Annotated in this window: 11 protein-coding genes, 1 tRNA gene and 1 pseudogene; 9 read left to right on the plus strand and 4 right to left on the minus strand. The window is 55.1% G+C overall.

Annotated features, from left to right (window positions below):
• Window positions 1–59 precede the first annotated feature (59 nt).
• The 3 genes and pseudogenes from OHL22_RS08615 to OHL22_RS08625 form a co-directional block, all read right to left on the minus strand.
• A pseudogene (locus OHL22_RS08615) lies at window positions 60–509 on the minus strand (Y-family DNA polymerase); the annotation flags it as partial.
• On the minus strand, window positions 506–1567 hold the full coding sequence (locus OHL22_RS08620) for a RecA family protein (protein WP_263335567.1): 1062 nt from the start codon (window positions 1565–1567) through the stop codon (window positions 506–508). The pseudogene OHL22_RS08615 and the gene OHL22_RS08620, both read right to left, overlap by 4 nt.
• Window positions 1568–1868: 301 nt before the next feature.
• Window positions 1869–1946: transfer RNA gene (locus OHL22_RS08625), tRNA-Glu, on the minus strand.
• 159 nt (window positions 1947–2105) lie between these two features.
• On the opposite strand from OHL22_RS08625, the gene OHL22_RS08630 reads away from it, so the two are divergent.
• The 3 genes from OHL22_RS08630 to OHL22_RS08640 all read left to right on the plus strand — a co-directional run bounded on the left by OHL22_RS08630 (window position 2106) and on the right by OHL22_RS08640 (window position 7586).
• Window positions 2106–2873 carry a queuosine precursor transporter gene (locus tag OHL22_RS08630; protein ID WP_263335568.1) on the plus strand — a complete coding sequence of 256 codons (768 nt, stop codon included), beginning with the start codon at window positions 2106–2108 and terminating at the stop codon, window positions 2871–2873.
• Between the two features lie 244 nt (window positions 2874–3117).
• A complete protein-coding gene (locus OHL22_RS08635; RefSeq protein ID WP_263335572.1) occupies window positions 3118–4206 on the plus strand; it encodes an efflux RND transporter periplasmic adaptor subunit in 1089 nt (362 codons plus the stop codon).
• Between the two features lie 170 nt (window positions 4207–4376).
• Window positions 4377–7586, plus strand: a complete 3210-nt coding sequence (locus OHL22_RS08640; protein WP_263335573.1) for an efflux RND transporter permease subunit — start codon at window positions 4377–4379, stop codon at window positions 7584–7586.
• A gap of 81 nt (window positions 7587–7667) precedes the next feature.
• Here the strand turns inward: OHL22_RS08640 and OHL22_RS08645 are convergent, their stop codons facing one another.
• Window positions 7668–8009: a ComEA family DNA-binding protein gene (locus OHL22_RS08645; protein ID WP_263335577.1), complete on the minus strand. Its 342-nt coding sequence runs from the start codon at window positions 8007–8009 to the stop codon at window positions 7668–7670.
• A 261-nt stretch (window positions 8010–8270) separates the two neighbouring features.
• On the opposite strand from OHL22_RS08645, the gene OHL22_RS08650 reads away from it, so the two are divergent.
• The 6 genes from OHL22_RS08650 to hisH all read left to right on the plus strand — a co-directional run bounded on the left by OHL22_RS08650 (window position 8271) and on the right by hisH (window position 13201).
• Window positions 8271–8645, plus strand: coding sequence for a phosphoribosyl-AMP cyclohydrolase (locus tag OHL22_RS08650; protein ID WP_263335581.1), 375 nt, complete (start codon window positions 8271–8273; stop codon window positions 8643–8645).
• Window positions 8638–9513 (plus strand): ATP phosphoribosyltransferase, encoded by an 876-nt coding sequence (gene hisG / locus OHL22_RS08655; RefSeq protein ID WP_263335584.1) that lies wholly within the window; start codon window positions 8638–8640, stop codon window positions 9511–9513. The genes OHL22_RS08650 and hisG overlap by 8 nt, the downstream gene beginning before the upstream one ends.
• Before the next feature lie 100 nt (window positions 9514–9613).
• Window positions 9614–10918, plus strand: a complete 1305-nt coding sequence (gene hisD / locus OHL22_RS08660) for a histidinol dehydrogenase (protein WP_263335586.1) — start codon at window positions 9614–9616, stop codon at window positions 10916–10918.
• The gene (gene hisC, locus OHL22_RS08665; RefSeq protein ID WP_263335589.1) at window positions 10915–12006 is read left to right on the plus strand and encodes a histidinol-phosphate transaminase; all 1092 of its coding nucleotides are present in this window, start codon (window positions 10915–10917) and stop codon (window positions 12004–12006) included. The genes hisD and hisC overlap by 4 nt, the downstream gene beginning before the upstream one ends.
• On the plus strand, window positions 12003–12599 hold the full coding sequence (gene hisB, locus OHL22_RS08670) for an imidazoleglycerol-phosphate dehydratase HisB (protein ID WP_377819346.1): 597 nt from the start codon (window positions 12003–12005) through the stop codon (window positions 12597–12599). Before hisC ends, hisB begins: the two co-directional genes overlap by 4 nt.
• Window positions 12599–13201: an imidazole glycerol phosphate synthase subunit HisH gene (gene hisH, locus OHL22_RS08675; protein WP_263335592.1), complete on the plus strand. Its 603-nt coding sequence runs from the start codon at window positions 12599–12601 to the stop codon at window positions 13199–13201. Before hisB ends, hisH begins: the two co-directional genes overlap by 1 nt.
• The last annotated feature ends 204 nt before the right edge of the window (window positions 13202–13405 follow it).

Genomic DNA, 13405 nt, shown 5'->3' on the forward strand with positions numbered 1-13405 from the left:
GGTATTATCTGTACCAGCTGCGGCAACGATGCCTTAGCAACAGCAACTGCAACATGGAAATTGCTGCTAACCGCAACGTGAGCAGTGATCCCTAGCGCACCGGCTCGAGTGAGAAGATTCCGAGCCAGCGTCTCCGGCGGACCTAATAATCCTGTCATTCCCGCGATATCTTGCACGCAAAGAAAGGAGCTATCATCGCTGCAATCTTCAACACGCGGCGAATAACAGCCGGCACATTCAAGCAAAACCCCCTTTGCCGTGGCCTCCTCTTTCAGGGATCGTTGCAATACAGTGATATCGGAAAAGGTGTCTATTTCCACCTGCGTCATACCTCGCGCTATACCGAGACTTCGCGCTTTGCGAGTAAGAGAGCATACCTCTTCGAGAGGTGGCTCACCTTCCATGACCACACATGGTTTGTTTCGCAACTCCGGTCGGAGACGGAGCAATGCTTGCACCGGAAATTCTTTTACATAAAGGCAGGCATAGATTTCGGATTGCTTTGTCATCGCGCACCTGACCAGGTAGTTTGGCTCTTCCAGTGCGTGACATTCGCCCTTTGCTGCAGCTTGTTCAGCAGGACTACATTTGCGGGTTCTTGCGCGAAGCGCATGCGCTCGACCCGCAGGTGGTGTTCGATTCCCATGAATACAGTCGCCTCATCATTACGCGCCTCGCCTGGCAGGAATCGCAGCAGCAACTCGCCACTGCTCTTGGCGCACGAATGCTGCGTGAGAAGCAGAAAGATAGCTTGCGTCCGTTCCGCCGCTGCACGGTATCGGAACCATGTAGCCAACGGAACGCGAGAGGCGTGTTCCGGGCAGATGCTTGCCATGTCGAGCACGATTGCACTGAAGCCCCCAACCTGCAACAGCAGGTCTGTCACGTGGAGGGCCTGCTCGATGCGCGACCACGGCTTGTCGGTGTTCGTATGCATATTCGGGCGTGGCATGTTGGCATGTGGTTGCAGCGTGAAGATCTCGCGATCTGGTCGCATCCTTCGCTGCGGCTCCGCGCAGCGCACGATGACCTCTGGGCGAAGCAGACCGCTTACTGCTTTTGAGAGTCCTTTGCCCTCATTTCGCGGATGTCCTCCACCGCCATCGCCGGGCAAACCTTTCTTGAGAGTGGTGGAATTCAGATACTTTTCAGGTAGTGAGAATTTATACTCGACGGCTGGTTTCTCCTGCGTTTGAGAAACACCGCATCGCACCCATAGCAGACGGGCAAGATTGACACCTTCCGCCGCCACGGATTCCGGGGAGAGCATGTCGGAAACGTCGACCCAGGCGCAGACTCTTCCTGCGTGAGTAAGGTGGCGCAGGAGCGAAAGCGCGATTGCCGTACGTCCACTCGATTCTGGCCCCACCATCTCGGTAATGGCTCCAACAGGCAGTCCACCGTCAAGCAGCGCGTCTACTTCGCTCACACCGGTCGGCGCAATCGGGTGAATCACCCGTGGCGCCGGAGAGAGTGCTGCGGGAATCTTACAGGCGAGTTCGGCTTCGACCTGGAACCGGATTGTGGCGGCGGAAAGCATGGATATATTCGCCTTATTTTCGCCCATCAATACTCTACAAAGTCAACTGACCAATGCTCCGAATTAGGTGCAGGCTCGGTCTAAGTTGAAGATTTTAAACATTCATAAAAGATGATGAAGGTGCATCTGACAGAGGCAAGCACTGCTGTCGACATCAGTTTGAACCTGTCCACGTCGGTGACGTGGACAGGACTAAAACCAGAAAGACAAGGCCACTACAAGAAAAAACCAACAGGCGGTTATAGCTTGCCAAGGTACCGTAGCCGAGCTGCACATCTGTAAGCAATTCGGGGATGCCGGCGAAAGTCTTATAAATTATTGATTTTATTGGCGTCCCCGACGGGATTCGAACCCGTGTTATCGCCGTGAAAGGGCGGTGTCCTAGGCCGGGCTAGACGACGGGGACGCAGGAGCAGGGATGGGTGGAGCTTGCCACCGCACTCTTATGAGCCTAACAACTTGCCTTCGGGGTGTCAAAACACCTGAACTGGTACTTGCTAGTCCTTAAAGCAACCTTCTCAGAGATTTCTTCCTGATCACTCCTGATACGTTTGAATGGACACGTTTGAATCCGCATCGTGCCAGTTGCCAGGATGCAGCATGGCGGCCTGCTGAAAATCAGATATGCTCCTGCATTCCGAGCGGTCCGCTATCCTTTGGCAATGCCTCCACGTTACCGCTATCTCGATCTGCTGACCATCGGATTCGTGATAGTTCTTCTGTCTCCAATCTCATCGGACCCAAGATATGCCAGATCGGTCCATTCCTCGTCAGCGGAGCGCAATTACTCTTTCCTGTTACATATATCTGTGGAGATATCTTCACCGAGGTCTATGGCTATTCTGCGGCGAAGCGAGCCATTTGGATGGGGTTCTTTGGCATGTCGCTGCTCGCCGCAATGGGACAGGTGGCCGTTTCTCTGCCGCCAGCTCCCGGCTGGCCCAGTCAACAAGCCTTTGAGACTGTCTTCGGTCTCGTGCCACGTTTTGCAATAGCAAGTCTGATCGCCTATTGGGCTGGCGAATTCACCAACAGTTACACCATGGCTAAACTTAAGCTCTTTACCAATGGGCGTCATTTGTGGACCCGAACGATCGGCTCAACCATTACTGGTCAACTCGTGGATAGCATCATGTTGATATTGATCGCATTCTGGGGCGTACCACCGCTGCCGAAGATTCTTTTGATGATTGCCTCCTCGTATGGCTTCAAAATTGCCTATGAAGTCGTTGCCACACCACTCACGTATCTGGCAATTCGGAAGCTCAAACGCATTGAAGAAGCTGACGTTTACGACCGGGGAACCAATTTCAATCCATTTGCGTTGTTCTAAAGGGTTATTGGGCTTCGGCAGAACTGGCAGAATCGTTAGTTGCTAAAAATGACTTCTCAAGCGAAATTCTTGCGACATTTTGGCAACCAGCTTCATCTACCATGCGAACTTCGACTTCCCTGTTCAACTGCAACCGAGTCAAAGTTGTTTTAGGACTTTGATGCTCCCCGTTAACCCGTTTAAGATCTATTGGATACAGAAAACTGCCCCATTGCCAATCTATGCTTCAGTGTGAGGTTGATCGTTGAAACGTCTTATTTTTTCATGCACTCTCCTTTCAGTCCTGTCGACCGTCGCGTCTGGCTGCAAAAAAACGGAAGCGGCAGCGAAGACTCCCACAGGACAGGCAGTCCCTGTACAGACGCTTTCTGTGACTCTCGCTCCTGTTCAGCAAACCTCCGATTTTGTGGCAACCGTCAAATCTCGCCGCTCCGCAACGCTCATGCCGCAGGTTGACGGCAACCTGACACGCATTCTGGTTCGCTCTGGAGACCATGTTCATTCTGGCCAGCCTTTAATGGAAATCGATCCACGCCGTCAGCAGGCGCTTGTGGATGCACAGGTATCGACCGAAAATCAGAAGAAAGCTGTTTACGACTACGACACCATCGAGGTAGAACGCCAGCGCAAGCTCTTCGCGGCAGGTGTAACCAGCCGTGATGTGCTCGATCAAGCGGAGCAGGCCTACAGCAATTCCAAGGCTGATTGGCAGTCCGCGATCGCTACCCGAAAGTCCCTGGAGCAGGAACTGGACTACTACAATGTCAAATCTCCGTTCGATGGCATCGTAGGCGACATCCCCGTTCACGTCGGCGATTACGTTACAAGCACCACCACGCTCACGACAGTAGATGAGAACAAGGATCTCGAAGCCTACATCTACGTGCCGACCGAGCGCAGCTATGAAGTCCACATGGGGCTTCCGGTTCAGATTCTCGATGCCGATGACAAAGTCATCGAGAACACATCGGTCGATTTCTATTCTCCGCAGGTTGATAGCCAGCTTCAGGGAATTCTACTCAAGGCTCCTGTCCACAGCACGGCAACGGTTTTCCGCACAGCCCAGTTGGTGAAGGCGCGCGTTGTCTGGAAAACCGCACCACAGCCATTGATCCCGGTGCTCGCGGTTTCTCGTCTTGGCGGACAAACTTTCGTCTTCGTTGCACAAAAGCAGAGTGATGGGCACTATGTCGCTCGCCAGACACCAGTTATGCTCGGAGACACCGTCGGGAACAACTATGCTGTCAACTCGGGCCTGCAAGAAGGTGACAAAGTGATCGTGTCCGGCACTCAATTTCTAGTCGACAATGTCCCCGTTACACCAATCGGGTAGTCCGGCTGTATTTCTGCTTGACCCAGACCTTCGTTCTTCGTGATCTGGCGAAATTAAAAAGAGCTCTATGTGAGTTCATCCACTCTCGCATATAGCTTCATTTGCTGAAGAAGAGCTGTATTTCCAGCTCCGCCCGCCGGCGGCGAATCGCTCGGGAAGGATGACTTAACTTGTTTGTTGATTTCTTCATTCACCGCCCAGTCTTCGCAACGGTCTCGGCCCTGCTCATCATTCTGGCCGGCGCTGTCTGTATTCCTACGCTGCCAATTTCTCTCTATCCAACACTGGCGCCTCCGCAAGTCGTCGTTACAGCAACTTACATTGGCGCAGATGCAGAAACCGTAGAGAAAGCGGTCACCATTCCGCTGGAAGAAGCCATCAACGGCGTCGAAGGCATGCACTACATCAGCTCAGCCAGCACCAACAACGGCGTGAGCACAATCACTGCGACCTTCGATACCGGCTACGATCTCGATATCGCCGCGGTTGATGTACAAAACCGCGTTTCGAGCGTTACTGGCCGCCTCCCGGCAGCTGTCAATTCCGCAGGTATCACCATTACCAAGGCCAACAGCAACTTCGTATTTGGCGCTGGCTTCTACACAACGGACAACCGCTACTCCAACGAATTTATCTCCAACTACCTCGATGTTTACGTCAAAGACGCAGTCAAGCGTGTCAAAGGCGTCGGCGACGTAGTTATCTTTGGCGAACGTAAGTACGCGATGCGCATCTGGCTCGATCCGGCCAAACTCGCTGCCCGATCGCTCACCGCAGCCGATGTAGTCAATGCGCTCACCGAACAGAACGTTGAAGTACCCGCCGGTCAGCTCGGCCAGCCACCGTCCGACCCTCACCAGTCTTACCAGGTTGCGGTTCGCGTTGTAGGGCGCCTCAGCGACCCGAAACAGTTCGATGACATCATCGTCAAGAATTCGCCCAACGGTCTGGTGCAACTCAAGGACGTGGGGCACTCTGACGTCGGCGCGGAGGACTACAGCAGCGATCTCAAATTTCAGGGTTACACCGCCGTTGGTCTCGGCGTGCAGCAGCTCTCCAACGCGAATGCACTCGATGTCGATCGCAACGCCAAGGCCATGCTGCAGGAACTCTCAAAGACCTTCCCGCCTGGCCTCAAATACGCCGTAGCTTTTGACTCGACCACCATCGTCGGTGACTCCATTCACGAGGTGATTATCACGCTCGGTGAGGCCATCGCGATCGTCATCGTCGTCATCTTCCTTTTCCTGCTCGATTGGCGCGCCACCATCATCCCCGCCGTTACCATCCCTGTCTCTCTTATCGGCACATTTGCGTTCATCAAGATCTTCGGCTTCTCCATCAACTCCCTTACTCTTTTCGGAATTACGCTGGCAACTGGTCTTGTCGTTGATGACGCAATCGTTGTTATCGAAAATGTTCAGCGCCACATAGCGCTCGAGCACTGCGACCCGCACAAAGCCACCTCTGAGGCCATGGGAGAAGTTACTAGTGCGGTCATTGCAACTTCACTGGTGCTCATTGCCGTTTTCGTTCCTGTATCGTTCTTTCCCGGAACGACCGGTATCTTATACCGTCAGTTCTCACTAACGATCGCATTTGCGATCGCGATCTCAGCCTTCAACGCCCTCACGTTGTCACCTGCTCTCTCGGCGCTGTTCCTGCGCGGAGAAGAAGCCAAGTATCACCAGCTTGACTTCACTCGTATTCGGCCACTTGCGAAAGGCTACTCTGCCCTTGCTCACGGCATCGATGATTTCATCCTTTGGATGTCTCGCACCTATGCACGCATCATTCACGTCACGCTCAAACTGCGTTATGTCTTGCTGATTGTCTTCTTCGCCGGTCTTGCAGCCACAGGCTGGATTTACATTCATGTGCCTACCGGTTTCATTCCTCAGGAAGACCAGGGCTACCTCATGATCGTCGTACAGGCGCCTCCGGGAGCTTCACTCTCCGATACGACATCTATCGCCGACCGTGCCCAGAAGATCCTCGCTCAAGATCCTGAAGACATTGAGGGCGCCTTCGCTGTCACCGGCTTCAGTCTCAACGGCGCATCACCGAATCAAGGCATCATCTTCGCCGCTCTTACACCTTCGGATCAACGCCGCGGCAAAGGCCACTCCTCCTCTGAGATTGTCGCTAAACTCGGCCCGAAACTCTTCATGGTCCCCGGTGGCACTGTTGCCATGTTTGAACCACCTGCAGTTCAAGGTCTCGGTTCGTATGGCGGCTTCCAATTCATGCTCCAGGATCGCGGTCAGAATACGTTGGCCGATCTCGATCGCGTTGCCCACACCATGGTCGGCGTCAGCCGGCAAGATCCGAGCCTCGGTCTTACAGGCCTCTTCACGAGTTTTTCGGCCAGCGATCCGCAGCTTATCGTCAATATCGATCGCGAAAAAGCCAAAGCCATGGGCGTCTCCTTCACGCAGATCTCCACTGCGCTCAACGTATTCATGGGTTCTGAATACGTCAACGACTTCGACTACAACAACCGCACCTACCGCGTTTATGTCCAGGCCGATGAGCCATTCCGCATGAACGCGCGCGATCTGCACTCCTTCTACGTTCGCTCCGACACCACCAACCAGATGATTCCGCTCGACAGCGTCGTGATAGCAAAAGAGACATCCGGCCCGCAGGTCATCTCGCACTATAACCTCTTCCGCTCTGTTGAAATCGACGGCTCAGCCGCACCGGGCAAAAGCTCCAGCGAAGGCATTGCTTCTATGGAGAAGCTCGCGAACAAGGTCATGATGCCCGGCATGATGTTTAGCTGGACCGGCCTCACGCAGGAAGAAATTGAATCCAGTGGCAAAGCCATCATTATCTTTGCCCTTGGCCTACTCGTCGTTTACCTCACGCTCTCAGCACAATATGAAAGCTTTGCTCTGCCCTTCATCATTCTGCTCGCCGTGCCCATGGCGGTGCTCGGCGCCCTTGGAGCGGTCGCACTACGCGGTCTCTCAGACGACGTCTATTGCCAAATCGGACTCGTCATGCTCATCGGACTATCCGCCAAAAACTCGATCCTCATCGTCGAATTTGCCGAACAGCTCCGGCGTAAAGGCCGATCCATTGTCGACTCAGCCATTGAGGCCGCCGAACTTCGTCTGAGACCCATCCTCATGACCTCGTTCGCGTTCATCCTCGGCGTTCTTCCCCTCTACTTCGCAACAGGTGCCGGAGCGCTCGGACGTCACTCTGTCGGCACCACCATTGTCGGCGGTATGTTGTTTTCAACCGTGCTCAACCTTATCTTCATCCCGGTCCTCTACGTGATCTTGAGCAGCTTACTCGTACGCATCAAACCTCGCAAACGACCTGAGGGCTGCGACGAACCATCTCCCGCCGAAGCGAGCGCAACGATCTAGCTCGTTCGCACTGAAGAGCCCATCCTTTCACTGATTGACAGGAAAGGATGGGCTTTTTCTTTGCATGCATTCTCGCTGTCTCTATTGCACGCTCGCCTGTTTATCTTTTTCGTCAGTAACGCGATGCGCAATCAGATAATCACGAATCTTCCCGTATTCTTCTGCCGATACAACACCGCGATCCACCAAATCCGTCTTTCGACGATACGGGCGAAAACGCACAATTCGCTTCGCCCATACCTCTGTCATCCCTGGCACTGTCATCAGCTCCGCAACGGTCGCTCGATTCACGTCGACAGCCGCCGTTGAGCTGCCAAAAGATTCGGATACGCCAGGAGTCGCAATTACCAATATGATCCCCGCCGAAATTACCAGACACCGCAGCCAACCATGAATCGTCATAGCGCAATTTTGCGCGATCACGGCCGCTTAGACAAATAATCTGGATCGGAAACGTTGACAAATCGAGCCATCCTGCTTAACGTTGTCCTTGAGATGCAGACGCACCGCCATCATCGTCACCACCATCATCATGGGACGACCATGCCGGCGGACTGCTACGGCCTGAACTAGAGGCCAGATCAAAGCAGACAAGATTCAGAAGCCCGCCGGCGATCAACGCTGGCGGGCTTTTCGCTTTGTCCAGCACCGGCGCAAACACAACCTCAACCACCATGAGGACCCATGACTACCGCAGTGAACGCACCAACCATCGACTTCGACAAAATGGACGGCCTGGTTCCCGGCGTCGTACAAGATGACGCCACCGGCCAGATTCTGATGCTCGGCTTCCTCAATCCGACGAGCTACGCCAAATCTCTCGAATCCGGCTTTGTAACCTTCTGGTCGCGCACACGCCAGAAGCTATGGATGAAGGGCGAAACCAGCGGCAATCGCCTGCGCATCGTCTCCGCCTTCACTGACTGCGATAACGACACACTCGTCTTTCGTGTGGTCGTCGAGGGTGACGGCCTCGTTTGCCACGAGGGCACTGTCTCCTGCTTCACCAAGCAGATTCCCCTGCAGACCACCGCTACAGCGGAGGCTGCCAATGTCTAATAAAATCCGCCTCGGCATCCCCAAGGGCAGTCTGCAGGATGCCACTATCGCTCTCTTCAAGCGCGCAGGCTGGAACATCTACGCTGACGGCCGCAGTTATTTTCCTTCCATCGATGACAAAGAGATTGAGTGCATGCTCATTCGCGCCCAGGAGATGGCGCGCTACGTCGAGCACGGCGTGCTTGACGCCGGACTTACCGGCATCGATTGGGTCGTCGAGAGCGGCCTCAACGTCACCAGCATCACTTCCCTGGTCTACGCCAAGCAGAGCCGCCGCAAGGTTCGTTGGGTTCTGGCTGTTCCCGAAGGCAGCGGCTACGAAAAAGCCGAAGACCTGGAAGGCAAAACTATCGCCACCGAGTTGGTCGGCGTAACAAAGAACTACTTCGAGAAAAAAGGCGTTAACGTCAAGGTTGAATTCAGCTGGGGAGCGACGGAAGTGAAGCCTCCAATGCTCGCCGACGCCATCGTCGAAGTCACAGAAACCGGAAGCAGCCTGAAGGCCAATCGCCTCACCATCATCGACACGGTAATGGAGAGCGAAACTCACCTCATCGCCAGCCAATCCGCAGCCGCCGATCCATGGAAGCGTCAGAAGATCGAATCCATTGCATTGATGCTCCGTGCCGCCATTGATGCTCAAGGCCAAGTCGGTCTCATGCTCAACGTACAGCGCCAACATCTGCAGACGATCATCGAAGTACTGCCCGCTCTCAACTCACCTACGATCTCCGAACTAAGTAATCCAGCGTGGGTCGCAGTCAACACTATCCTCGAAGAATCCTGTGTTCGCGACGTCATACCCAAGCTGAAAGCGGCAGGCGCTACCGGCATCGTTGAGTATCCCCTCAACAAAGTGGTGTTGTAGTCAGAACTATTGCCCGACTTCCAACCTTTCCATCAGCAAGTGGAAAGGTTGGGCCACAGATTGAACACAAACCTCGCTAGCCACGCTAGCTCCAAGAGCCATGCGACTCTACCGAACTCAAGGCCGTAGCTCCAAACAAACCGAGACCGTTCTCCGCGCTCTCGAGCAACGTGGCGGCTCCTCGCTGGAAGAGGTTCTCCCAACCGTCCGCAAAATCCTGCGTCGCGTCCGCGAGAAGGGCGATACAGCGCTGCTCGAATACGGGAAGAAGTTCGACGGGTTGGCAAGCAATGCCAAAGAAGCAACCGTTCTTCGCGTTTCGACAGAAGAGATGTCTGCAGCCTGGGCACAGCTTGATCCTGCTCTTAAGCAATCTCTCAAAACCGCCGCAGCTAACATCCGCTCCTTCGCCCGGCGGCAACTACCCCGGACATGGAACTTCTCTCCTGCGCGCGGCCTCAGCACAGGTCAGCTCGTGCGCCCTCTCGACTCCGTTGGTTGCTATGTTCCAGGCGGCCGTCATCCTCTCCCATCGACTATGCTCATGACCGCGATTCCCGCGCAGGTCGCCGGCGTCCCGCGCATTGTCGTCTGCTCCCCACGTCCGGCGCTTGAAACACTCGCGACTGCCCATCTTCTAGGCATCACCGAGTTCTATCGCATCGGCGGAGCACACGCTATTGCGGCGCTCGCTTATGGAACCAGCAGCATTCCTCGCGTTAGCAAGATCGTTGGTCCCGGCAGCCTCTATGTCACCGCAGCCAAGCGCGAAGTGTCTTCCGATCCGCAACGCCCCTGCGCCATCGACATGCTTGCCGGCCCGACTGAGATCGTCCTTACAAGTGATCGCGGCAATGCTGCGTTCATCGCATCTGATCTCGTCGCGCAGGCAGAACATGATCCAGCAGCACTCGCCATCTTCGTCACTACGAATGAAACGCTGGCAAACGAAGTAATGGACGAAGTTAAGGAACAAAGTCGTACTAACGCGACAGCGATACAGGCGCTAAAGAAGAACGGCTACATCTTCCTTGCATCCACTATTGAAGAGGCGCGAATCATCACCAATCGCCTGGCTCCTGAACATCTCACCATCGATACCGAAGACGATCTCAATTGGGTGCAGAATGCCGGCAGCGTTTTCATCGGCAACCTTTCCGCTCAACCCCTCGGCGACTATATCTCCGGTCCCAACCACACGCTGCCCACCGGAGGCATGGCCACGGTACGCGGCGGCCTGAGCGTAGTGGATTACGTAAAGCTCATCACGGTTCAGCAATACAGCCCCAAGGCCATCGAAAAGCTTGGTACACAAGCCATTCGACTTGCAGAGGCCGAGGGGCTCACCGGTCATGCAGAGGCAATCCGTATTCGCACAAACTCCTCCGCGAAGGAGGCGAAATGATGAAAGTTGCCAGCACACCGCAACCACGCGCGCGTGTCTTGTCGATGCCCGAATATCATCCGCCGCTCGGCAATCGTGATACTCTCCGCCTCGATTTCAACGAGAATACCGTCGCCTGCTCACCAGCCGTCGAACGCGCCATTCGCAACATGACTGCCGCTGAGCTCACACGCTATCCAGAGCGCGAACCGGTTGAAGCTTTGGCCGCACAGCAACTGGATCTCGCACCGGAACAAGTCATCCTTACCAACGGCGTCGATGAAGCAATCCACGTTCTTTGCCAGGCGTTCCTTGATACCGGCGATGAACTGCTGCTTCCCGTGCCCACGTACACCATGTACGCCATCTACGCCTCGGCCACCGATGCAACGCTATGTACAGTCCAGGCTGACTCAACCCTAGCGTTCCCGTTTGAAGCTCTCAAAGCCGCTATCACTCCGCGAACCAAGCTCATCGCTATCGCCAATCCTAACAGCCCTACCGGCAGCATTGCTACGCGCGAGCAACTGATTACACTCGCCGAAGCAGCGCCGCACGCAATCCTGTTAGTCGATGAAGCCTACTTCCACTTCTACGGTGAAACCGTCATCGATCTCATCGGCAAGCTGCCAAATCTCATCGTTGCCCGCACATTTTCCAAAGCCTACGGACTCGCGGCGTTGCGTCTCGGCTTACTTGCGGGACCTGTGCATCTCCTGCGCTGGACTCGCCGCGTATTGTCTCCTTATAGCGTCAACTCCGTCGCGCTCACGGCTCTCACTGCAGCACTTCAAGACTCTGCTTACATCGATTGGTATGTCCGGCAGATCAAACAGGCCCGCACTGAGTTCCTGGCTGCACTGGACACGATGGGCCTGCAATATTGGCCGACTGAAGCCAACTTCGTCCTCGTGAACATCGGCACGCTGCATCGCGAATTCGTCTCGGCCATGCGTGATAAGGCAATCCTGGTACGCGACCGCTCAGCAGATCCTGGCTGCGATGGCCTAGTTCGTATCACTATCGGCACTCCCGAGCAGATGCATTCCGCTATCACAACCATTCAAACCTTTGTCAGAACATACAAACTTGCCGGAGTAGTTCGATGACCGCAATGCGTACCGCAGAAATCATTCGCCACACTACCGAAACCAAAATCGATCTGCATCTGACGCTTGAAGGCACGGGACAATACAAAGTCTCTACCGGCATTCGCTTCTTCGATCACATGCTTGAGCTTTTCACACGCCACGGCGCCTTCGATCTGACACTCACATGCAAAGGCGATCTCGACGTCGATCAGCATCACACCGTCGAAGACGTCGGCATCGCCCTCGGGGAAGCCTTCGCCCGAGCCGTCGGCGATAAGAAGGGCATCAACCGCGCCGGCTACTTCCTCATGCCCATGGACGAAACCCTCGCCATTGCAGCTATCGACCTAAGCGGACGCACCGCCTACGCCGTTGACACCAAGGTTCGCACGCGTCTCGTGGGCGATCTGCAATCCGAGCTCGTCACCGATTTCTTCGAGGGCTTCGCTCGCGGTGCGCATGCCAACGTCCACGTCAAGACAATGTATGGCCGCAGCAATCATCACAAGATCGAAGCGATCTTCAAAGCCTTCGCCCGCGCGTTGCGCGTTGCGGTATCGCGCGATCAACAACTGGCTGAGACGCTTCCCAGCACCAAAGGCCTGCTCTGATGCGCGTCACAGTCATCGACTACAAAGCCGGTAATCTAACTTCTGTCGTAAAGGCGCTGCGCCATCTCGGCGCGGATGTCACGGTCACCGACCGCCCCGAGCCGTTGGCGCATGCCGAACGCATCATCCTTCCCGGCGTTGGCCACTTTGCCGCGACGCGACGCCTCGACGATACCGGCCTCACTGGCGCGATCCGAGAAGCCATCGGCCGCCACGTTCCGTTCCTTGGCATCTGCGTTGGCATGCAATGGCTCTACTCAGGCAGCACGGAGGCACTCGAGCAACCTGGCCTCGCGGCCTTCACCGAGCAATGCACGCGCTTCCCCAACGCAGCAGACAAGGTTCCCCACGTCGGCTGGAATTCCATTGACGTTTCATCTTCCTCGCGTCTCTTTTCCGACGTCGCCTCCGGCGAGCACGTCTACTTCACCCACTCGTATCACGCGCCGATCACAGCCGATACCGCAGCAAGCACTCATTACATCGAGCCATTCGCATCGGCAATCGAACGCGGCAACATATTCGGCGTTCAATTCCATCCCGAGAAATCCGGCGAAACCGGCCTAAAAATCCTCCGCAATTTTTTGGAGCTTGTGCAGTGACATTCAAGTACACGGTCAGTCTTGAAGACTACAAAGCAGCCCTCGCCTTGCATTCGAGACGATCTCTTTCTGCGAGGATCGCACACCTATGCCTGTTTTGGCTGCCAACAACGGTCGGTACATTCATAGGTCTGCTGATAATGCATTTGGGATTCCACTTACAATACATGCGTATTTTCCCGTGGCTAAGCGCGCTCTTTTGGG

The sequence above is a fragment of the Acidicapsa dinghuensis genome, assembly GCF_025685685.1.
In the GTDB taxonomy this organism is placed as follows: Bacteria; Acidobacteriota; Terriglobia; order Terriglobales; family Acidobacteriaceae; genus Acidicapsa; species Acidicapsa dinghuensis.